Annotated in this window: 18 protein-coding genes; 11 read left to right on the top strand and 7 right to left on the bottom strand. The window is 60.7% G+C overall.

Annotated features, from left to right (window positions below; all coding sequences use genetic code 11):
- Nucleotides 1–10 precede the first annotated feature (10 nt).
- Genes AC5E6N_RS02860 through AC5E6N_RS02845 form a run of 4 tightly spaced genes read right to left on the bottom strand, consistent with a single transcriptional unit; the run spans nt 11 to nt 3,036 of the window.
- Nucleotides 11–844, bottom strand: a complete 834-nt coding sequence (locus AC5E6N_RS02860; RefSeq protein WP_491746395.1) for an amidohydrolase family protein — start codon at nt 842–844, stop codon at nt 11–13.
- The gene (locus tag AC5E6N_RS02855) at nt 841–1,269 is read right to left on the bottom strand and encodes an RbsD/FucU family protein (protein WP_491746394.1); all 429 of its coding nucleotides are present in this window, start codon (nt 1,267–1,269) and stop codon (nt 841–843) included. Before AC5E6N_RS02855 ends, AC5E6N_RS02860 begins: the two co-directional genes overlap by 4 nt.
- Nucleotides 1,259–2,311: an aldo/keto reductase gene (locus tag AC5E6N_RS02850; protein ID WP_491746393.1), complete on the bottom strand. Its 1,053-nt coding sequence runs from the start codon at nt 2,309–2,311 to the stop codon at nt 1,259–1,261. Before AC5E6N_RS02850 ends, AC5E6N_RS02855 begins: the two co-directional genes overlap by 11 nt.
- Nucleotides 2,312–2,325: 14 nt before the next feature.
- The gene (locus AC5E6N_RS02845) at nt 2,326–3,036 is read right to left on the bottom strand and encodes a GntR family transcriptional regulator (RefSeq protein ID WP_491746392.1); all 711 of its coding nucleotides are present in this window, start codon (nt 3,034–3,036) and stop codon (nt 2,326–2,328) included.
- A 112-nt stretch (nt 3,037–3,148) separates the two neighbouring features.
- Here AC5E6N_RS02845 and AC5E6N_RS02840 point away from each other — a divergent pair, with 112 nt between their 5' ends.
- From AC5E6N_RS02840 to AC5E6N_RS02790, 11 genes are all read left to right on the top strand, one after another.
- Nucleotides 3,149–4,672: a UxaA family hydrolase gene (locus tag AC5E6N_RS02840; RefSeq protein WP_491746391.1), complete on the top strand. Its 1,524-nt coding sequence runs from the start codon at nt 3,149–3,151 to the stop codon at nt 4,670–4,672.
- On the top strand, nt 4,648–4,893 hold the full coding sequence (locus tag AC5E6N_RS02835) for an SDR family NAD(P)-dependent oxidoreductase (RefSeq protein ID WP_491746390.1): 246 nt from the start codon (nt 4,648–4,650) through the stop codon (nt 4,891–4,893). The genes AC5E6N_RS02840 and AC5E6N_RS02835 overlap by 25 nt, the downstream gene beginning before the upstream one ends.
- A 51-nt stretch (nt 4,894–4,944) precedes the next feature.
- Nucleotides 4,945–6,453, top strand: a complete 1,509-nt coding sequence (locus AC5E6N_RS02830; RefSeq protein ID WP_491746402.1) for a sugar ABC transporter ATP-binding protein — start codon at nt 4,945–4,947, stop codon at nt 6,451–6,453.
- Entirely contained in the window at nt 6,450–7,457 is a 1,008-nt protein-coding gene (locus AC5E6N_RS02825; RefSeq protein ID WP_491687982.1) for an ABC transporter permease, read from the top strand. Before AC5E6N_RS02830 ends, AC5E6N_RS02825 begins: the two co-directional genes overlap by 4 nt.
- Nucleotides 7,458–7,527: 70 nt before the next feature.
- A complete protein-coding gene (locus AC5E6N_RS02820; RefSeq protein ID WP_491746389.1) occupies nt 7,528–8,472 on the top strand; it encodes an ABC transporter substrate-binding protein in 945 nt (314 codons plus the stop codon).
- A 359-nt stretch (nt 8,473–8,831) separates the two neighbouring features.
- Entirely contained in the window at nt 8,832–11,498 is a 2,667-nt protein-coding gene (locus AC5E6N_RS02815; protein WP_491746388.1) for a GH116 family glycosyl-hydrolase, read from the top strand.
- Nucleotides 11,499–11,512: 14 nt separating this feature from the next.
- Complete coding sequence (locus AC5E6N_RS02810) at nt 11,513–12,793, top strand: ABC transporter substrate-binding protein (RefSeq protein ID WP_491746387.1); 1,281 nt, start codon at nt 11,513–11,515, stop codon at nt 12,791–12,793.
- A gap of 67 nt (nt 12,794–12,860) precedes the next feature.
- Entirely contained in the window at nt 12,861–13,757 is an 897-nt protein-coding gene (locus AC5E6N_RS02805) for a carbohydrate ABC transporter permease (RefSeq protein WP_491746386.1), read from the top strand.
- Complete coding sequence (locus AC5E6N_RS02800) at nt 13,754–14,638, top strand: carbohydrate ABC transporter permease (protein ID WP_491746385.1); 885 nt, start codon at nt 13,754–13,756, stop codon at nt 14,636–14,638. The genes AC5E6N_RS02805 and AC5E6N_RS02800 overlap by 4 nt, the downstream gene beginning before the upstream one ends.
- A 24-nt stretch (nt 14,639–14,662) precedes the next feature.
- The gene (locus AC5E6N_RS02795) at nt 14,663–15,562 is read left to right on the top strand and encodes an AraC family transcriptional regulator (RefSeq protein ID WP_491746384.1); all 900 of its coding nucleotides are present in this window, start codon (nt 14,663–14,665) and stop codon (nt 15,560–15,562) included.
- The gene (locus AC5E6N_RS02790) at nt 15,559–16,677 is read left to right on the top strand and encodes an ABC transporter ATP-binding protein (protein ID WP_491746383.1); all 1,119 of its coding nucleotides are present in this window, start codon (nt 15,559–15,561) and stop codon (nt 16,675–16,677) included. The genes AC5E6N_RS02795 and AC5E6N_RS02790 overlap by 4 nt, the downstream gene beginning before the upstream one ends.
- A gap of 30 nt (nt 16,678–16,707) precedes the next feature.
- Here the strand turns inward: AC5E6N_RS02790 and AC5E6N_RS02785 are convergent, their stop codons facing one another.
- The 3 genes from AC5E6N_RS02785 to AC5E6N_RS02775 all read right to left on the bottom strand — a co-directional run bounded on the left by AC5E6N_RS02785 (nt 16,708) and on the right by AC5E6N_RS02775 (nt 21,364).
- Nucleotides 16,708–18,564 carry an ABC transporter ATP-binding protein gene (locus AC5E6N_RS02785; protein ID WP_491746382.1) on the bottom strand — a complete coding sequence of 619 codons (1,857 nt, stop codon included), beginning with the start codon at nt 18,562–18,564 and terminating at the stop codon, nt 16,708–16,710.
- A 185-nt stretch (nt 18,565–18,749) separates the two neighbouring features.
- A complete protein-coding gene (locus AC5E6N_RS02780; protein ID WP_491746381.1) occupies nt 18,750–20,342 on the bottom strand; it encodes an ATP-dependent DNA ligase in 1,593 nt (530 codons plus the stop codon).
- On the bottom strand, nt 20,339–21,364 hold the full coding sequence (locus AC5E6N_RS02775; protein WP_491746380.1) for a ligase-associated DNA damage response exonuclease: 1,026 nt from the start codon (nt 21,362–21,364) through the stop codon (nt 20,339–20,341). Before AC5E6N_RS02775 ends, AC5E6N_RS02780 begins: the two co-directional genes overlap by 4 nt.
- Nucleotides 21,365–21,421: the final 57 nt, after the last annotated feature.

The raw sequence follows: 21,421 nt of genomic DNA, 5'->3' as shown, positions 1-21,421 counted from the left end.
CGAACCGCTGTTAGATGATCAGCTTGTATGCCCGAATGGCGTTGCCGCCTAAAATGGCGGTCCTCTGGTCCGGCTTCAGCCCGTCAAGCAGTTTCTCCGTTGATTCGACCCAGTGCTCATAGCTGCTTGCGAGCAGGCAGACAGGCCAGTCGCTGCCCCAGATGAGCCGATCGGAGCCGAACGTTGACAGCAGGTGATCCACATAAGGACGCAAATGGTCGACGGTCCAGTTCTCGTGCGCTTCGGTTACCAGTCCAGACAGTTTGCAGTAGGCATTGCTGTTCTCGGCAAGCTGCTTCATGTCGCCGGCCCAGCGGTCGAAGAGGCCGTCGCGGATTACGGGCTTGGAACCATGGTTGATCACGACGCGCATGTCGGGATGCCTGGCGAGCAGCTGTTTCAGGTTTTCAAGGTGATGCGGCAGCGTCAGCGCGTCAAAGGTCAGCCCGTGGGCGATAAGGGCGTCAAAGGCCGGTCTCAGGTCGTCACGCAGCATCCAGTCATCATCTTCAATGTCCTGAATCATGGGACGCAGACCCACCAGAGACGGGTGAGCAGCCAGATCGGAGATTGTTTGTGCAGCTTCGGGACTTTCGAAATCGACCCAGCCAACGACGCCCTTTATCGTCGGCGTCGTGTCCGCAAGGGACAACAGGAACCGGGTCTCGGCAATCGTCGGTGCGGCCTGCACGAGGATGGTCCCTGAAATGTCGTGACGAGCCAGATGCAGTGCGAGGTCGTGGGGCAGGAAATTGCGATAGATTGGCTCGAGTTCGGGCGTGAGCCAGTGATAATCGCCGCGGGCGACATCCCAGAAATGCTGATGCGCATCGATCCGCGTCATCCGACCACGCCCTTCTTCAAGATGATGTTGCCGTAAAGACGGCGCTCACCCGTCTGGACGACGGCAAATGCACTTGCCGCCCGCTCATAGAAGGCAAAGCGCTCAAGGGTCCGGATTTTTGCCGGGTTATCCGCGGTCTCCCGGATGATCCTCTGAAAATCGGCGACCGCCTCGGGGACGGCGTCCGGCTCGCCGACCACCTGCATTGTCAGGGCCGGATCGGGCACGAAACTGTCCAGCGGCATGACGGACAGGATCGCTTGCAAAATGCGGCTTGCCGTCGACCCGTCCGCACGGATGCAAGTCGGACCGAGGCTTTCGCCTGGGAAATTGGCGTCGGCAATGACGATTTCGTTGCCGTGTCCCATTGCCCGCAGGGCATGGAGCAGATCAGGCGACAGGACCGGATCAATGTCACGCAGCATAGTCGACCTCCGAGGGGAGCGGCGCGTCCGGATGGATCAGCCCTTCGCCGCGAAGGTCGGACCACAGAGCCGCGGGGACCGGTGTTTCGAGAACCTCGACATTGGCGCGCACCTCGCGTGCATTGACCGCGCCGGGAATGACGGTCTTGACACTCGGATGGCCGAAAACGAATTGCAGGGCGGCGGCGATCAGGGGCGTATTATGGGCCTTGCAGACCGCCTCGATCTTCCCGACCCGTTCCCGGATTTCAGGCGATGCTTCCGCGTAATTGTATTTGGCACCGGGCACCGGGCCGGTCGCCAGAATGCCGGAATTGTAGGGGCCGCCCAGAATGATGCCGACATCGCGTTTCTCGCACAGCGGAAGGAAACTCTCCAGCGCTTCCTGCTCCAGCAATGTGTAGCGGCCTGCAAGCAGGAAACCGTCGAAATCACCAAGGCCGAGCAGTTTCTCGCAGACCTGCCATTCGTTGACGCCGGCGCCGATGGCCGCGATATCGCCCGCATCCCGCAACTCGCACAAGGCGCGATAACCGCCGCCGTCGAAGAGTTCTTTCACCTTGGCGTCGCTCGCTTCCTGCGAGCCTTGCGAAAAGACACAGACGTCGTGCACCAGCAGAATATCGGCATTGGCAACGTCCAGCCGCCCGCGGCTCGCCTCATAGCTGCGCATGACGCCGTCATAGGTGTAGTCGAAGACGATGCGTTTTTGCGGCACGTCGACAAAGGCCTCCGGCGTGACCTCGTGCGGTTCGCAGTCGAGGAGCAAACGGCCGATCTTCGTGGAGAGCTGAACATTGTCACGGCCGAACCGCTTGAGAGCCTCGCCGAACCGTTCCTCCGAACGTCCGAGCCCGTATTGCGGAGCTGTGTCGAAATAGCGGATGCCGGCATCGAATGCCGCCTGAAGCGCGGCCTGCGCGTCGTCCTCGGGCACCTTGCGATAAAGATTGCCCAGGGGTGCGCCGCCGAAGCCCATTCTTGTCAATGGAACCGGCTGTTTCGTGCGGGAGTTCAGAAGTTTGGTGTCAGTGACCTTCATGCAGGTTTCCTGTCTTATCGAGATTGGAAAAGTTCCGGGCGGGTCTGTGCGAGTGCTTCGATGCGCGGCATCAGTTGGTCGAGGTGATGCTGCATGGCTTGCCGTGCAGCTTCCGGATCCCGGGCGCGAACGGCATCGGTCACAGCCTGATGTTCTTCAAGCGTTTCCGTTGCGCGGCCTGGCGTCGGCAGCAGGAGCATCCGCGCACGGGTCACCTGCAAGGATACATTGCGTGCAACCGCTGTTAGCCGGGGATAACCGGTGAACCGCATCAAAAGCGCGTGGAAGTCTTCATCGGCCTGGTAGAAGCCGGCAAAGTCCAGGTCCTCAACGAGAAGGGTCTGCAGCCGCATGTTCCGGTTGATCTGGGCCATCTGGTCTTCAGTGCGGTCCGATGCGACTTTTGTGACAGCGGCAAGTTCCAGCGCCTCACGCAGGAATGTGCCCTCGCGAATGTCCTCCATCGAAAAGTAAGCCACACGCGTCCCGGACTGCGGAATCACATCCACCAGGCCTTCATTCGCCAAACGCGCGATCGCTTCCGCCACCGGGGACCTGGAAACGCCGAGCTTCTCGCAGACCGGTGCCTTGCGCACAACGGCTCCGGGAAGGAACTGCAGCGAGAGGATCGCTTCCTGGAGGGCCAGGTAGACTCTCTGAGCAAGCGATCCTTCGAAGGAGCCAATGTCCTTTAGGTCGGTCACGTCGATTTCGGAATTCGTCATAAGTGCCCTCGTCTAACTAACATGTTAGTTGACATAGTCTGCAAGTCAAGCTAGTGCCTGAGGACAATGAACATCCACAAAAGTGGAGATCACGGGTGAGTGGAACGCACAAATGACGGGAAGGGATGTTCTGAAGCTGCGAGGCAATGACAATGTCGTCATCGCTCTGCGCGCGATTCCGGCCGGTTCCGTTCTGGACGGTGTGGCCGAACCGTTATCCGTCGCCGTCACCCCGGGGCACAAGATCGCCTGCTCGACGATTGCCGCCGGCCAGGATGTCCTGCGGTACGGTCAGATCATCGGCCAGGCCAAGATGGAGATCAATCCTGGCGAGCATGTCCACTCACATAATCTTGGCATGGCGTCCCACAGCCTGCGGGACCATGAGTTCGCGACACAGAACGATCCCCTGGAGCCTTTCGTCGAGCAGCGAACGTTCCTTGGCTATCACCGGGCGGACGGAAGGGTCGGAACCCGCAACTATATCGGCATCCTGACGTCGGTGAACTGTTCCGGCTCGGTGGCGCGCTTCGTTGCCGAAGCCGCCGACAAGGCCGGCCTTCTGGATTCGTTTCCCAATGTGGATGGCATCGTTCCGATCGTGCATGGCACCGGCTGCGGCATGTCGTCGGAAAACGAGGGCTACGCGACGCTTTTCAGAACCTTGTCCGGCTATGCCCAGCACCCGAATTTCGGCGGTATTCTCCTGATCGGGCTGGGCTGCGAAGTGATGCAGATTTCCGATCTTGTCGGCGGCCGGTCGATCCGCGCCGACGGTGCCCTGCGCTATATGACAATCCAGCATGAAGGCGGCACCCGCAAGACCATCGAGAAGGGGTTGGAGGAACTTCGCGGCATCGCCGAAATAGCCGATACGGCTTCAAGGAAACCGGCGCCGGTGAGCGAGATCACCGTCGGCATGCAGTGCGGCGGCTCGGACGGTTACTCCGGCATTACGGCCAATCCGGCGCTGGGATATGCGTCGGATCTCCTGGTACGTCATGGCGGCACGACCATCCTTGCTGAAACATCCGAAATCTACGGCGCCGAGCATCTGCTGACGCGCCGCGCCAAATCGGTGGACGTGGGAAAGAAACTCATCGAGCGCATTCGCTGGTGGGAGGATTACACCGCCCGCAATGGCGGCGAGATGGACAACAATCCAAGTCCCGGCAACAAGCGCGGCGGATTGACGACGATCCTGGAAAAGTCCCTGGGCGCCGTCGCCAAGGGCGGCACCGCCCCGCTGACGGATGTCTATCAGTTCGGCGAAATCATCGACAAGAAAGGGTTCGTTTTCATGGACAGCCCGGGGTTCGATCCCTGTTCGGTCACCGGGCAGGTGGCGTCGGGCGCAAATCTGATCACGTTTACCACCGGTCGCGGCTCGGTTTCCGGGTATAAACCCACGCCCTGCATCAAGCTGGCGACGAATTCGGATATGTACCGGCGCATGTCGGAGGACATGGATCTCGACTGCGGCGACATCGTTACCGAGGGTGTCGGCATCGAGGCGAAGGGCGAGGAGCTTTTCGAGTTGATGATCCGCGTCGCCTCCGGTGCGCGGACCAAGAGTGAGGAGCTCGGTTTCGGCGGTGCGGAATTCGTGCCGTGGCAGATCGGAGCGGTGATGTGATGCGGCTGCAGGGAAAGACCGTTCTCGTTACCGCGGCGGGCCAGGGCATGGGCAGGGCGAGCGCGCTTGCCTGCGCCGCCGAGGATGCCAGCGTGATCGCCACGGACAGGGACAAATCCCTGATGGACGGGCTGGGCGACATGGAGTGCCGGACCCTTGATGTTACCGACCCGGAAGCGATTGCCGCGCTGGCGGCGGACCGGCCAGGCGCTTCTGGTTGACGGCGGCGTAACGATTTGAGGTTTGGAGGAGCCGTGGCACCGATCGTCAAAATGACAGGTATCGAAAAGCGCTTTCCCGGCGTTCACGCCTTGAAGAACGTGCAGTTCGAACTGGAGGCCGGCGAGGTCCATGCCCTGATGGGAGAGAACGGGGCCGGCAAATCCACGCTGATGAAGATCCTTGCCGGAATTTACCAGTGCGATGCCGGCGAACTGCTGATCGACGGTGAGGGCGTGGAATTCGATTCCCCGAGGGCGGCGCTGGACCGGGGCATCGGCATCATTCACCAGGAACTCAGCCTGATGAATGATCTGACCACGGCGCAGAACATCTTTATCGGGCGGGAACCGCGCCGGCTTTTCGGTCGGCTCGACGAAGCTCTGCTGAACCGCAACGCGGCCGAAATCTTCGCGTCGATGAATCTCAAGCTCGATCCGAAGGCGAACGTCGGCAGTCTGACGATCGCCAAGCAGCAGATGGTCGAGATCGCCAAGGCGCTGTCCTACAGGTCGCGTGTCCTGATCATGGATGAGCCGACGGCGGCGCTGAACGACGCCGAGATCGCCGAACTGTTTATCATCATAAATCGCCTCAAGGCCGAAGGTGTCGGTATTATCTATATCAGCCACAAGATGGATGAACTGAAGCGGATCGCCGACCGCGTGACCGTCATGCGCGACGGCGAATATGTCGCTACCCTCGGAGCGGCCGATACGCCCATTTCCACCATCATCGCCATGATGGTGGGGCGCGAGGTGAAGGAGGAGCCGGTGGAAGCGCCGGACCTTTCGGATGCCGAAATCGCGCTGGAAGTGTCGGGCCTGTCGCGCGGCAGGGAAATCCGCGATGTCGGCTTTACCCTTCGCAAGGGGGAGATTCTCGGTTTTGCCGGGCTGATGGGTGCGGGCCGCACGGAGGTGGCGCGCGCCATTTTCGGCGCCGATCCGAAAGACGCGGGTTCGATCCGTGTTCACGGAAAGGACGTTTCCGTCTCGACGCCCCACGACGCCGTTGCGGCGGGGATCGGGTATCTGTCCGAGGACCGAAAGCACTTCGGCCTGGCGACCGGCATGACCGTGCGGGACAATATCACCCTTGCCTCCATGAAGACATTCACCGGCCGGGGTGGCGTCCTCAACGAGGATGCGATGCGCAAGGCAGCGCGGGACTACATCCGCGCGCTCGGCATCCGCACGCCCTCCGATACCCAGGAAGTCAGGCTTCTTTCCGGCGGAAATCAGCAAAAGACGGTCATTGCGAAGTGGCTGCTCAGGGACTGCGACATCCTGATTTTCGACGAGCCCACGCGCGGTATCGATGTCGGGGCGAAATCGGAAATCTACAAGCTTCTGGAAAACCTGGCGGCGGAAGGCAAGGCCGTCATCGTGATTTCGTCGGAACTGCCGGAAATCATGCGGCTCAGCCACCGGATCGCCGTAATGTGCGAGGGACGGCTGACCGGCATACTGCCGGGCGGCAAGGACACAACTCAAGAACAGATCATGCAGCTTGCCACGCAGCGCGAGGCAGCCATGCAACCGACGGGGGGAACACCGTGAAGACCGTGGAGGAAACCAAACCGGTCAATCTGCTTTCAAGATTGGTCGATACCGGTGCGCATCAGAAACTGCTCGCCTTCGCGTCCCTGATCGCGCTGCTGATCGTATTTTCGATCGCTTCGCCGAATTTCATGCAGACGTCGAACATGATCGCGATCCTGCAGGCGACATCCGTCAACGGCGTTCTGGCCGTCGCGGCGACGCTTATAATCATCACCGGCGGCATCGACCTTTCGCTCGGAACGCTCATGACATTCTGCGCCGTCATTGCCGGCGTCGTGCTGACCTTTGCCGGCATGCCGTTGCCGCTCGGCGTGCTTGCGGCCATCGCGGCCGGCGCCTTGTGCGGGCTGTGTTCGGGCACATTCGTCGCCAAGATGAAAATCCCGCCCTTCATTGCGACGCTGGGCATGATGCTGATCCTGAAGGGCCTGTCACTGGTGATTTCCGGAACCCGGCCGATCTATTTCAACGACACGCCCGGTTTCGATCAGATTTCGCGCGGATCGCTGATCGGCGAGGTCATTCCGGCGCTGCCGATCCCGAACGGCGTTTTGATCCTTTTCCTCGTCGCGATCGCCGCGTCCTACATTCTCGGGCGCACTGTGCTCGGCCGCTATACCTTTGCTCTCGGTTCGAATGAGGAGGCGGTGCGCCTTTCCGGCGTCAACACCGACGCCTGGAAAATGGCGATCTACGCCCTTGCCGGCGGTATCTGCGGCATTGCGGGCATTCTGATCGCCTCGCGGCTCAACTCTGCGCAGCCCGCTCTGGGGCTCGGCTATGAACTGGAGGCTATTGCGGCGGTGGTCATAGGCGGCACGTCCCTGTCGGGTGGCCGCGGCACCATCATCGGAACGCTGATCGGGGCGCTGATCATGGCGGTCCTGACAAATGGATTGCGTGTCCTCTCCGTTGCCCAGGAATGGCAGACGGTGGTGACCGGCGCGATCATCATCATGGCCGTCTACGCCGACATGGCCCGGCGCAGACAGTCGAAGTAAATAGCAATAAGAGAACGGTTGACGTTCCGGATTGAAGACAACCAAGTAAGTGAACAAAGGAGGAATATCAATGTTTTCACGTCGTTTTGTAATTGGCGCAATCGGTGCGATTGCCCTATCGGTGCCGGCAAGCGCCGCCTTCGCGGACGAGATGTATATCCCGCTCGTCTCGAAAGGATTTCAGCACCAGTTCTGGCAGGCCGTGAAGCTGGGTGCCGAAAAGGCCGCGCAAGAGGAAGGTGTTCGCATCACCTTCGAGGGACCGGACAACGAGACCATGGTCGACCGCCAGATCGACATGCTTGCCGCGGCCCTCGCCAACAAGCCGGCAGCGCTCGGATTTGCGGCGCTCGACAGCCAGGCGGCCATTCCGCTGCTGCGTCAGGCCCGGGAAGCCGGCATTCCGGTTGTTGCCTTTGACAGCGGTGTCGATAGCGACATTCCGATCGCAACCGCGACCACCAACAATGTGGCCGCCGCCAGCCTTGCCGCCGACAAAATGGCCGAGAAAATCGGCGGCAAGGGCAAGGTCGCCGTTGTGGCGCACGACCAGACCAGCCGTACCGGCATCGACCGCCGCGACGGTTTCGTGAACCGGATTGCCGACAAATATCCGGACATCGAGATCGCGACGGTTCAGTACGGCCAAGGCGACCACCTGAAGTCGACCGAAGTGACCAAGGCGATCCTGACGGCAAATCCGGACCTGAAGGGCATCTTCGGAACGAATGAAGGCTCCGCGATCGGGGTTGTCAACGGCGTCCAGGAGTTGGGCAAAACGGATCTGGTGATCATCGGCTACGATTCGGGCAAGGCGCAAAAGGATGCGATTAAGAGCGGGCTGATGACCGGCGCCATCACCCAGAACCCGGTCGGCATCGGTTATGAAACCGTCAAAGCCGCCGTCGCCGCAACGAAGGGCGAGGACGTGCCGGCGCTGATCGACACCGGCTTCTTCTATTACGATGCGTCCAACATTGACGATCCGGAAATCGCTGCCGTCCTTTACGACTGATCGATTTCAGGCCACCGCGCCGGCCCGGCAGGAAACCGCCGGGCCGGTTGACGCGCGACAGAAATGATTTCGTGAATTCCCGGTCCCGGTCCCGGTGCCGTGACTTTGTTTATCCGGCAATGATATTTTGTGTCGCTGCGGGCACGATAAACATCACTGCTCGTCCTCTCCACGCCACCCGCTCGACGGCACAACGCGAAATGGTCGACTTCAGGTCATGGCCGGTTGGCGCATCCGTCAACGTGTAAGCGGCATGGCCGGGATTCATGGTGATAAATGTGCACGATTGTCATCGAGCCATTGGCGCAAGCCAGCGGTTTCCCGATGGTCTAGGTTGAGTGCAGGGAGGATTGGCCAGCATGAAAAGCACCGATTATTTTGAGTATCGGGCCGATGAGGCGCCATTCACGATCTTTCCTTTGGGAGGGATCGGTGCCGGCAGTATCGGCATCGGCGCCGACGGCCGGTTCCAGGATTGGGAAATCTACAATCGACCCTCGAAGGGAAGCCTGAACGGCTTTTCGCATTTTGCCGTTCGGGCGGAACGCGGCGGCGAAGTATTGGACACGCGAATTGTGCACGGTCCGTTCCGCGGAAACCGCGCGGGCGTGTTGCACGGAAAGCAGTTCAACTCGTTCGGCTTCGGGCCCCGGCGGGAAGAGATGACGGGCTTTCCGCATTTCGAGCATGCGGCCTTGAAGGGGCCGTATCCGCTGGCGCGACTTGATTTCGCCGACGCGCGTTTCCCTGGAAACGTGGGAATGCAGGCCTTCAGTCCCTTTTTGCCGATGGACGACCGGACCTCGTCCATGCCGGTCGCTCAGTTCGAAATAGAGGTCGAAAACACGGCCGACGCGGAGATCGACTACACCGTGTTCGGCTGCATCGGCTTCGATTTCCACGCCATCAAGGGAAATGCGCGTGTCGACCTGCGATCCGAACGCGGCGCCATGATCGTCGGCACCAATCCCTGTGATCCCGATTCAGTCGACTACGCGCAGATTGCCCTTGCCACCGACCATACCGAGACGAGCCATCAGCGACACCTTTTCCGAGGTTCCTGGTTCGATACGATGGAGGTCTACTGGGCCGACATCAACAAGCCGGGGCCGCTCAAGGACCGCTTCTACGGCGAGGCGGAAAACGAGCTGGTTCTTAATCGCGGTCAGCATATAGAACACAGCGTCATTGCCGCTCACCTGACCATTCCGGCCGGTGAACGGCGCACGGTCCGCTTTGCGATCGGCTGGTTCGTCCCGAACGTCACCAAGACCTGGGTTTCGCGTTTCGCCCTGATCGGGGAGCGCCAGGACATCAAGCCGGTCTGGAAGAACTTCTATGCGACGGAGTGGTCCGATATCGGCGCGGTGATCGCCGAGACGATGGAGCGATGGGAGGCACTGTCGGCCGGAACACGCGCCTTTCAAGAGGCCATGCATTCATCCACGCTTCCCGAACCGGTCATTGATGCGGTCTCGGCCAACCTGTCGATCATGAAGTCGCCGACGTCGCTCCGGCTGGAAGACGGCACGTTCTACGGCTGGGAGGGATGTCATCCCGATACGGGCTGCTGCGAGGGGTCCTGCACGCATGTCTGGAACTATCAGCAGGCGCTGCCCTTTCTCTTTCCTGCACTTGAGCGCTCGATGCGTGACGCCGATTTTCAGGAGAATCAGGTAACGGATACGGGCGGCATGGCGTTTCGAATGGCGTTGCCAAAGGGGATCGGCACCAGCGCGGAACGGCCATGCGCCGACGGCCAGTTCGGTGCGGTGCTCAAGGCCTACCGCGATTGGAAACTCAGCGGCGATACGGATTGGTTGCGCAGCATCTGGCCCAACATAACGGCAGCCATCGCCTATGCATGGGCCGAAGGCAACTATGACCGATGGGACCCGGAGAAGACGGGCGTTTTGCACGGACGTCAACACCACACGCTCGATATGGAGCTGTTCGGTCCGAATGCCTGGCTCACCGGGTTCTATCTGGGGGCGCTCGCGGCCGGCGCCGAAATGGCACAGGCGCTGGGCGAACACGATCTGGAGGCCGAATATCGCGACATTCTGGGGCGCGGAAAGGCCTGGGTCGCAGAAAATCTCTTCAACGGCGAATATTTCATCCAGAAGATCGACATTGGCAACAAGGATTATCTGGAGCCTTTCAACTTTACCGCCGGCACCACCGGCCACGTCGCCGGAACCGTCTTCGATCAATACTGGAGCGACGAGCACGGCGAGATGAAGTACCAGATTCTCGATGGCTGCGGCATCGACCAGGTGCTCGCCCAGTGGCACACCAGCCTCTACGGTCTTGACGATATATTCGACCGCGATCAGTTCGCCTCTGCCGTTCGCGCCATCCACAGGCACAACTACAAGCCAAGACTCGGCGACCTTGCCAATCCGTGCCGGATCTTCGGTCTTGAGGAAGAGGCCGGCACGGTCATCTGCCACTGGCCCGAAGGCGCCCGGCGGCCGGTTATTCCCGTTCCCTATTCGCAGGAGACGATGCACGGTTTCGAATATGCGTTCGGCTGTCAGCTGATGATGGTTGGCGAGATCGAGAAAGGCGTCGACGTGTTCGCCGCCGTGCGTGACCGGTATCGCGGCCATAACCGGAACCCGTGGAACGAGATTGAATGCGGGTCGAACTATGCCCGGTCGATGGCCAGCTATGCCGCGCTCGTGGTGCTTTCCGGATTCGCCTTCGATGCGGTTTCGGGCTACCTCGCAATCGACCCCAAAATCCGCGACGCAGACCGTTTCAGATCGTTCTGGTCGAACGGAACGGCCTGCGGTACGATCGAAATCCGTGCCGGACAGGCGGATATCACGGTGATGTCCGGGACGCTTTCCCTGACCCGGCTTGTTGTCTGCGGTCGGTCATACGACCGGGCCGAGCTTGCCAATCTCGATCATGCGAAAGCCGTCAATGAACGTGTCGTTTTCGAGGCCGGCACCCAATTCTCCATTGTCGATCCCGACCTTGAGTTGAATGCCGACTACGACATAGCAGAAGTCCATTGAAAAGGAGGAGATCAATGAGAATCAAATCAATGGTTATCGCAGCGACCGCATGGTTGCTCGCCAGCGCCGCCGCGGCCCAGCCGCCGAGCGATATCGAGGCCAATCTCAAGGTCGTCCAATGGGTGAACGACCAGATCATCGCCAGCACCGACAAGGCGATCGAACGCTTTGCGGAAAAGTACCCCAATGTGACCATCGAAACGCAGTTCGTGCCGGTAACCGGTGGCGCCTGGGGCGACTACATCAATGCCATCTTCAATCAGGTGGCCGGTGGCGACACGCCGGATATCATCGCCATCGCCATCGAGGGATTTGCGCAACTCGCCGCGCGTGATCTCGTCATCGATCTCGAGGAAATCGCCGCCAGCGATCCGCAAGCCGGTGAGGTTCTCGCGGGGATCGACAGCAACCTGCTCGACGGAATGCGCACCCGGCCGACGGGCGACCTGAATTTCTTTCCGACCGAGTGGAATAACATCGTCATGTACTACAACAAGGACATGTTCGATGCTGCTGGCGTATCCTATCCCGAGGCGGACTGGACCTGGGATGACTTCCTGGAAACGGCGAAGGCACTGACGCTGAGCGACGAAAACGGCAACACCACGCAATTCGGTTTTGCCGTATCGGGGGCGAATTTCAGCCAGCAGCCCTGGTTCCTGACCAACGACGCGTCCATTCTTGATGAAGACTGGCGCCAACCCACAGTGGATACGCCTCAGTTTCGCGAATCGGTTGCGTTTCTGCACTCGCTCATTCACGAGCACGGTGTCGCTCCGGCTTATGAGAGCGGGCACAACACGGACAAATTCGCCGCACGGCAGGTTGCCATGGTCGGCGCCGGTCACTGGCCGGTGAAGGGATTCATCGAGGCGGGGTTGGACAATATCGGGGTGCAGCACATGCCCCGGAAAGCACGCCAGGCAACGGTGTTCGGTATCGGTGGATTGGCCATAACCGGGCAATCGGATAACAAGGAGCTGGCGTGGGAGTTCATCAAGGAAATGACGGGTGACGAATACCAGCAGGAACTGGCCGATTCCAATGTTTCCATCCCGTCGGCCCGCGCATTTGCAACCAGTGCGGAGTGGACGGCCTTCCCCGACAATTCGGAGATTTTCTACGAGACAGCCGCCACGGCGATCCCGGTGCCGTCACCACCCAATTTTGCCCAGGTGCAGGAGATCGTCGGACGCCATTTGAGCGCCTACATGGCCAATGACCAGGATATCGAAGCGACCATTTCGGGCATGGATCGCGAATTGCAGCGGTCCATGGACCGTGCTTACCGCTGATTCGAGCGGGTCCGCCCCGGCCGCAATGACGGTCGGGGCGGACGCGCATGGAATGGAGGCATGACCATTGGCGACGCTGGCCGGACGTGAAGCAAGGGCGGGCTATCTTTTCCTGCTGCCCGCCTATGCGCTCTATCTTCTGTTGCTGGCGATCCCGCTGGTCGCGGCGCTGGCCTTGTCCTTTTACGAGGTCGACCGGCTGGACCTTGAGTTCACATTTGTCGGATTGGCCAATTTTGAATGGATCTATACCGATCCGCGCTTCTGGAAGACCTTCCGCAACACCTTTTTCTTCATCTCCATGTCGGTCATCGGCAATGTCGGTCTGGGCCTATTGCTCGCGATCGCGCTGGACCGCGCCATGCCGACGCCCATCCTCTATGTGTTGCGGCTCGCCTATTTCCTGCCGGTGCTCGTTTCACTGGCCGTGGTGTCATTCATATGGCGGTTCATGTTCGGCACCGACCTCGGCGTCATCAACTATTATCTGGGGCAGTTCGGCATTCCGCGGATCGGCTGGCTGACCGACAGCGATGTGGCGATGTTCTCGGTGATCATCATCGATGTGTGGAAGAATGTCGGCTTCTTCGTCATCATCTTCCTCGCCGCGCTGCAGGGCGTGCCGCGCAGTCTGCTTGAGGCGGCCAGCATTGACGGCGCCCGTCCCTTTGCGGTCATGACCCGGATCAAGATTCCGTTCATCGCCCCGGTGATCCTGTTTTGCGTGGTCTACGCGACAATCGGCGGGCTGCAGGTGTTTGACTCCATTCGCATCCTGACCGATGGCGGTCCCGGCGACGCAACACGCTCGGTGGTCATGTACATGGTGTCGGAGGCATTCGGCGCCGGCGATCTCGGCACCGGGGCCGCGGCGGCCCTGACCCTGCTTGTCGTCATCACCGTGGTGGTCGCGCTGCAACTGGTGGCCAGGCGCCTGTTCGGCCGTGGCGGGAGGGACGGATGACGTCGGGTGTCCTGTCACAGGATGCGGGTCTTTCCCGACGCCTCCTTTCGGCGCTTCAGATCATTCATTGGCGCAACACGGTGTTGATGATCGTGCTGCTGATCGGAGCGGTCTTCATGCTGCTTCCGTTTCTGTGGATGTTCACCACCAGCGTGCAACCGGGTGCGGCATTCCAGTTGCCGCCGCGGTTCCTGCCGACCGAATTCAAGCTGCAGAGCTATCGCGAGATCATCGAAGGCCCGATCCCGTTCCTGCGGATGTACTGGAACAGTTTTTTCATCGCCGCTGCCACCACGATCGGCGTCATCGTCACCAGCGCGATGGCGGCCTTTGCGTTTTCCCGGTTGCGCTTCCCCGGCAACCGTGCGCTGTTTGCCGCCATGCTCATCGGCCTGATGGTGCCGCCGGCGCTGATACTGATCCCGCTGTTTTTCGGCATGGCCGCCCTGGATCTGATCAATACGCGATGGTCGCTGATCCTGCCGGGTCTCGCCAACCCGCTCGCGGTCTTCATGATGCGCGAGTTCATGCATAGCCAGCCGCGCGAATACGAAGAGAGCGCCTTTGTCGATGGAGCGAGCTACTGGACGATCTTCTGGCGCATATCCCTGCCGCAGATGGGACCGCCGATCGCCGCCCTTGCCATCATCGTCTTCACGACGAGTTGGAACAACTTCCTCTTGCCGCTGGTTTTCGTTCGCTCATTCGATGTGATGACGCTACCGGTCGGCATTCTTGCTCTGGAGGGAAGCTTCGGCCGTGCCTCGGTATCGGTCCTGATGGCCGCCGTGACGATGACGGTGCTGCCGCTCGTCATTGTGTTCCTGGTGGCGCAGCGCTTTATTGTCGAGAGCATCGCCAGCACCGGCATCAAGCGATAGCCCGCCGATTAGGAGGACAAGAAAATGTTGGGTTCGCAAGCCATCGAATTGACAGCGTCGGTCGCCGGTCTCGACATCGGCGTGCCGGAGGTGTTCCGCTTCGGTTACGCGCATTTTCCGACCGCTGTCGCCACAAATGACGGTTGGGCGCAGCACGACGGCGCCGAGATCGTTTTCATGCTTGGGGGCGAAGCCTGCTGGGAACTGGACACCGGTCTGCTGGTCCCGCTCTATGGCGGTCAAAGCGCGCTTTTCACGCGTCATACGCAGCACCGCATCACCAACGGAATCTATCCGCCCAGCAGCGCGTTCTGGATCGTTTTGGCGGGCGCGGAGCGCGTCGCGCAGCCCGCTTTGCTGACGCAGGAAAGCAGCCAGCTCTTCCAGGAGGATCTGGGCCGGCGCGGCCTGACAAGAAAGATCACCGACAAATGTCTCGAAAGCATCCGTGAACTGACCTGCCTTCTGAAAGACAGGCAGTTGTACACCGGCAATGCCATGGTGATCGCCGAGGTGCGCGCGCATCTGCATCTGGTGCTGATCGAGACATGGAAGGCCCACCGCTACAAGCAGCCGGTGGTGGACAATTCGCAGATTGTCGATCAGGTGCTGGAAGCCATGCACGAGACGGGCGGCAATGGCGTCTCGATCGGCAAGCTCGCCGGACAGCTCGGCTGCAGCCGCGGCCACCTCTACAACCGGTTCCGCGGCGTTGTCGGCATGCCGCCAAGCGACTATGCGCAGCGGTTGCGCATCAAGGAATCCTGCCGGTTGCTGACCGACGAGACGGCGTCGATCACCGACATTGCGCTTGAGAACGGCTTCAGCAGTTCCCAGCATTTCTCGCGTGTCTTCAAGCGCTATCTAGGTGTGACCCCGTCGGGATACCGCAGCCAGATGCAGAAAATGGGTGTGTCGTCGTGAGCGTTCTGCAATTGCGAAACATCAAGAAGCGCTTCGGTCAGCTCGAAGTCATCCACGGCGTCGACCTCGACGTTCACGAGGGCGAGTTCCTGGTATTTGTCGGACCATCCGGGTGCGGCAAGTCAACCATGTTGCGGATGATTGCCGGCCTTGAGACGATCACCGAAGGCGATTTGACAATCAACGGCGAACGGATGAACGACGCAACGCCGGTCAAGCGCGGCGTGGCGATGGTGTTCCAGAACTATGCGCTTTATCCCAACATGTCGGTCAGGCAAAACATGGCTTTTGGCCTGCAGCAAGCGGCAACGCCGAAGGACGAGATCGAACGCCGGGTCAGCGAAGCAGCCCGGACGCTGAAGATTTCCGACCTGCTTGGCCGCAGGCCCGGTCAGCTTTCAGGCGGACAAAGCCAGCGTGTGGCCATCGGCAGGGCGATTGTCCGCAATCCGGGCCTGTTTCTTTTCGACGAGCCGCTGTCCAACCTCGATGCGGAGTTGCGCGTGCATATGCGCGTCGAACTCGGCCGGCTGCATGCGCGTCTTGGCCGGACCATGATCTACGTTACCCATGACCAGGTCGAGGCGATGACCATGGCCGATCGCATCGTGGTGTTCGATTCCGGCCGCATTGCGCAAGTCGGTTCGCCGCTGGAGCTCTACAACCGGCCGGGAAATCTCTTCGTCGCGGGTTTTATCGGTTCGCCGCGTATGAACTTCGTGGCCGGCATACCGCAACGGGATGGCGCGAATGTGCGTATGGAGGCCTGCGGAGAAATAATCGAACTGCCGGCTGACGATGCGGCCTGTGTCGGCCGGCCGACGACGGTTGGCGTCCGGCCGGAGCATCTGCATCTGGTCGAAACCGGCCAGGGCGATTTCTCAACGACCGTCACGCTCGCCGAGCAATTGGGCAATGAAACCCTCGTCTACTGCAACTTCGGCGATGCGGACGAACCCTGGGTGGTGCGTGCAATCGGACAAAAGTTCTTTCGCGAGGGCGACCGGGTCAGCCTGCGGATCGATTGGCCCAACGCGCATATTTTCAACACCGGCACCGGCGAACGCGTCATGGTCAATGCCGTGCCGAAATCAGTCGAAGAACGGGCACTCTAAAGCATTTTGCCTTTAGAGCATCGGGTCGTCTTACGCGATTTCCTGCAGCTGGTTGTCGGTATGCTTGAAACCGCCCCAGTCACCGGTCAGCACGAAATGTCCCGGCCGGACCTCCCGGTATTGGCTTGGCTCCGGCTTGTATTCGAGCGGAAAGATGGGGGAGGGGATCGGCTTGAAATTCAGTTCGGCATCCGATTTGCGCTGTTTCGGATCGGCGACCGGCACGGCTGACAGCAGCAGCTTCGTATAGGGATGTTGTGCATCCTCGAATATGGAACGGCGCGGTCCCAGCTCCACGATCCGGCCCAGATACATGACCGCAACCTGATGGCTGACGCGCTCGACAACGGCCATATCATGGGAGATGAACAGAAAGGAAAGGCCGAGCTCGACCTGCAACTCCATCATCAGATTGAGGATTTCCGCCTGCACAGAAACATCGAGAGCCGAAACCGCTTCATCGGCAACGATGAGCTTCGGATGCAGCGCCAGCGCCCGTGCGATGGCAACCCGCTGACGCTGGCCGCCGGACAGTTCGTGCGGGTAGCGGTTGAAAAAACTGCGCGGCAGCCGCACGCGGTCAAAAAGCTCGGTGACCTGCCTGTGAAGCTCTTGCCTGTCCAGACTTCTGAAATTCCACAGCGGCTCGGCCACCTGGTCTGACAGCGTCATTTGCGGATCCAGTGAGGCGAACGGATCCTGAAAAACCATCTGCATGTCCGCCCGCTTCCTGCGCAGGTCGGACGCGGAGAGTGTCATGATATCCGTATCGTCCAGCCGGATTTCACCGGCCATCGGCTCGATAAGCCGCAATATCGAGCGACCGCAGGTGGATTTTCCGCAGCCCGATTCGCCGACCAGGCTCAATGTCTGGCCGGAATTCAGGCTGAAAGAGACGTCTTCGACCGCGTGTACATTGGCAACGTGCCGGCGAAATATCCCGCCATAGACCGCAAAGCGCGTGGTCAGTCCGTTGACGCGAAGAAGCACCTTGTCGGTTCCGGCGATGGGGGTCGCGCTCTGCTGCTGCGAACCGAGCAGTTTCATCGGTTCGGGAAGGTCCTTGCCGTGCATCTCCCCGAGCTTCGGCACGGCTGCCAGCAGCGCTTTGGTGTAGTCGTGCTGGGGGTTGTCGAAGATGGCCTCCACGCTGCCCTCTTCGACCTTGTTGCCGCGATACATGACGACCACGCGGTCGGCCATCTGGGCGACGACGGCCATGTCATGGGTGATGAAAACCACGGCCGTTCCGGTCTCGCGCTTGAGGCGGTCGATCAGCGCCAGTATTTCAGCCTGGATTGTCACATCCAGAGCTGTCGTTGGCTCATCGGCAATCAGAAGGCGCGGTCTGCATGCCATGGCCATGGCGATCATGACCCGCTGACGCATGCCGCCGGAGAGCTCGTGCGGATACTGCTTCAAACGCCGCTCCGGTTCCGGAATACGCACCTCGCGCAGCAGCTCGAGAGCCCGCTCGCGGGCCTGCGACCGGCTCATGTTCCTGTGTACCAGCAGTCCTTCGGTGAGTTGCCGTTCAATCGTGAAGACCGGATTGAGCGCCGTCATGGGCTCCTGGAAGATCATCCCGATCTCGTCGCCCCGAATGTCCCGCATGAGGTTCTGGCTGGACGCGGCGAGATCCGTTTCCTCGCCGTTCCGGCGGGAAAAGAGAAGCTTGCCGTTTGTTATGTCGCCTCCACCGAACTCGACAAGCCGCATCAGCGAGAGCGAGGAAACCGATTTTCCGGATCCCGACTCGCCGACGATGCAGACGGTTTCACCCGGCCACACCTCAAAGGACACATCCTGAACGCCAACGACGGGTCCGTCCCTTGTGGTGAACTCGACCCTGAGATGTTTGACGGAGGCAATGGCCTTATCCAGCAACTGAAACCCTCTCGGCGTTTAGGTTGTTCGTTTATCCCGGAACCCAGTTAATCACAAAATCGGAAACTTGGAAGCAAATTGCTTCGATCGCGTCATTCCAGTCCATCAAAAAACCATCGATGCCAGAAACACCAACGCTCCGGCCATGATGCTCGGCGACCGCTGTGCGGAGCTTGTGATGGGCTTTAAACGTCCGACGAGTTCAGCAACGCGTGGAGTTCCTCGATGGTACCGGCCTCGTCCGCCGGCTTGTCCTTGCGCCAGCGCCGCATGCGAGGAAACCGCAGCGCGATGCCGGACTTGTGACGTTTGCTTTTTTGAATGCCCTCGAACGCAATCTCGAACACATGCACCGGATTAACCCGCCGCACCGGCCCGAAACGTTCGAGGGTGTTGCGGCGGACCCAGTTGGTGATTTCGTTGAATTCCGCGTCGGTCAGGCCTGAATAGGCCTTGGTAAAGGGAACCAGCTCGCCGTTCTTCCAGGCCGCGAAGGTGAAATCCGTGTAGAGATTGGCGCGTCTGCCATGCCCGCGCTGGGCGTAGATCATCACCGCATCCACCGTCATCGGATCGATCTTCCACTTGAACCAGTCGCCCTTCTTGCGGCCCGTGTGGTAGACGCTGCCGCGGCGTTTGAGCATCAGACCTTCGCTGGCATGGGCGCGCGAGACCTCGCGCTCGACCGCAAGGGTCCGCCAGTCTTCGAACGCCAGCAGGGGCGACAGCCGCAGGGCGGGCGTATCCGCGTCAACGATCAGTTCCTTGAGGCGGGCCCTGCGTTTTTCAAACGCGACCTCGCGGATATCGACACCGACATCCTCCATCAGGTCGTAGGCCATGAGAATGACCGGGGCATCCTTGAGCAGTTTCTTGCCGACCGTCTTGCGCCCGATGCGGGTCTGCAGGGACTGGAAATCAAGCGGCCGGCCGTCGCGCCAGGGCAGGATCTCGCCATCGATGACGGTGCCGTCGGGCAGGCAGCCGGCGAGGTCGTGAAACTCCGGGAACCGGTCGGTCACCAGCTCTTCGCCGCGCGACCACACGAACACCTCGCCGTTGCGCACGATGATCTGGCCGCGGATGCCGTCCCATTTGCGTTCCGCCATCCAATCGGCGGTTTCGCCGAGGCTCTCGACCCCGTCATCAAGGGCGTAGGCGAGGCAGAACGGGTAGGGCCGCGAATGGCTGTCGCTGCTGTCGCCCGACAGGATGAGTTCGTCGAATGTCGTTGTCTGCGGCGTCCAGTCGCCCATCAGCCGGTGTGCGATCACCGCTTCGTCGATGCCGGTCGCTTTCGACAATGCCCGTGACATCAGTTTCTGCGAGACGCCGACACGGAACCCGCCGGTGATCAGCTTGTTGAACAGGAAACACTCGACGCGGTCGAGCCGTGTCCAGGCGTCGATCACCGCCGCTTTCCTGGCCTCCTCCTCGACATCGCGCAGCCCGACAATCAGATTGATCCATTCGCTCAAGGCCACATCGTCCGCATCGCCGTGTTCCGGCAGGACGAGGGCGATGGTTTCCGCGAGGTCTCCGACCACCGGATAAGCCTCTTCAAACAGCCAGAGCGGAATGCCGGCTGTCTCAGCCGCCCATTCGCGCAACAGGGTCGTATTGACCGTGCGCCGCGGCCGCCGGTGGGACAAAAGCGCGATGGTCCAAAGTTTGTCGTCCGCCCTGGCGGAAGAAAAGAAGTCCGCCAGCGCCGCCACCTTCACGGTTGTCTTTGTCGTCCGGTCGAGGGCGGTGAACAGATCGGCGAAATCCTTCATGGCGATGCCTCCGCGCCGCTCGAGGCTTCTTCGAGATCCTCGCCGCGATATTCGGTTTCGACGATGCGCGCGTCATAACCGCGTTCCTCCAGCCAGCGGCGGAATATGTCCGTATAGCCGTGGGTGACATAGATGCGCTCCGCGCCCGTCGCGGCGATGGCGTCGTTGAGTTCGGCCCAGTCGCAGTGATCCGACAGGACGAACCCGCGGTCGACAGCCCGCCGGCGGCGCACGCCGCGCATGGCCATCCAGCCGGAGGCGAACGCCGTTGAAACCCGCGGGAACCGGCGCATCCAGTTGGAGCCGAGCGCGCCGGGAGGCGCGATGACGAGGGAGCCGGCGAAATCCTCCTTGTTCTGCTCATCCGTCACCTGGACGGTGCGCGGCAGGTTCAGACCCTGTGCCTTAAGAACCGCATTGGTGTTTTCAACCGCGCCGTGGGTGAAGATCGGGCCGATGCTCTCATCAACACCCGCGAGCACCCGCTGCGCCTTGCCCAGCGAATAGGCGCCCAGCACACTCGTCCGTCCGGCATCGGCATTGTCGCGCCACCAGCCGTTGATGTCCGACATCACTTCCGACTGGGGCTGCCAGTTAAAGACCGGGAGGCCGAAGGTGCATTCGCTGATGAAGGCGTTGCAGGCGACCGGCTCGAACGTTTCCGACAGACTGTCCGGCTGCACCTTGTAATCGCCCGAAACGACCCAGACGTCACCGCGATATTCCAGCCTGATCTGCGCCGAGCCGGGAATGTGACCGGCCGGATGGAATGAGATGTCGACCCCGTTGATGGTCCGTGTCTCGCCGAACGCAACGGTGTCCAGGCGGATCTCGCCCAGCCGAAGCCGTATCACCGGTGCGGCGGCTGCGGTGCACAGATAACGCCCATGACCGGGCCGCGCATGGTCCGCATGACCGTGCGTGATCAGCGCCCGGTCGACCGGCTTCCACGGATCGATGAAGACGTCGGCCTTCGGGCAGTAAATCCCGCGATCGGTAAATTCCAGCAGGTCCTTCCGCAACGCACACCAATCCTTCAAACAATCGACAACAGCCCGAGACCAAATGGCGCTGCCATC

The sequence above is a fragment of the Hoeflea sp. genome (assembly GCF_984452065.1).
The sequence above is the reverse complement of the archived record's forward strand: the minus strand, read 5'-3'. Positions and strand labels throughout refer to the sequence as shown.

Coding starts and splice junctions, on each gene's coding strand:
- AC5E6N_RS02860 (WP_491746395.1), bottom strand. CDS start 844: ATGACGCGGATCGATGCGCATCAGCATTTCTGGGATGTCGCCCGCGGC.
- AC5E6N_RS02855 (WP_491746394.1), bottom strand. CDS start 1,269: ATGCTGCGTGACATTGATCCGGTCCTGTCGCCTGATCTGCTCCATGCC.
- AC5E6N_RS02850 (WP_491746393.1), bottom strand. CDS start 2,311: ATGAAGGTCACTGACACCAAACTTCTGAACTCCCGCACGAAACAGCCG.
- AC5E6N_RS02845 (WP_491746392.1), bottom strand. CDS start 3,036: ATGACGAATTCCGAAATCGACGTGACCGACCTAAAGGACATTGGCTCC.
- AC5E6N_RS02840 (WP_491746391.1), top strand. CDS start 3,149: ATGACGGGAAGGGATGTTCTGAAGCTGCGAGGCAATGACAATGTCGTC.
- AC5E6N_RS02830 (WP_491746402.1), top strand. CDS start 4,945: ATGACAGGTATCGAAAAGCGCTTTCCCGGCGTTCACGCCTTGAAGAAC.
- AC5E6N_RS02820 (WP_491746389.1), top strand. CDS start 7,528: ATGTTTTCACGTCGTTTTGTAATTGGCGCAATCGGTGCGATTGCCCTA.
- AC5E6N_RS02815 (WP_491746388.1), top strand. CDS start 8,832: ATGAAAAGCACCGATTATTTTGAGTATCGGGCCGATGAGGCGCCATTC.
- AC5E6N_RS02810 (WP_491746387.1), top strand. CDS start 11,513: ATGAGAATCAAATCAATGGTTATCGCAGCGACCGCATGGTTGCTCGCC.
- AC5E6N_RS02800 (WP_491746385.1), top strand. CDS start 13,754: ATGACGTCGGGTGTCCTGTCACAGGATGCGGGTCTTTCCCGACGCCTC.
- AC5E6N_RS02795 (WP_491746384.1), top strand. CDS start 14,663: ATGTTGGGTTCGCAAGCCATCGAATTGACAGCGTCGGTCGCCGGTCTC.
- AC5E6N_RS02780 (WP_491746381.1), bottom strand. CDS start 20,342: ATGAAGGATTTCGCCGATCTGTTCACCGCCCTCGACCGGACGACAAAG.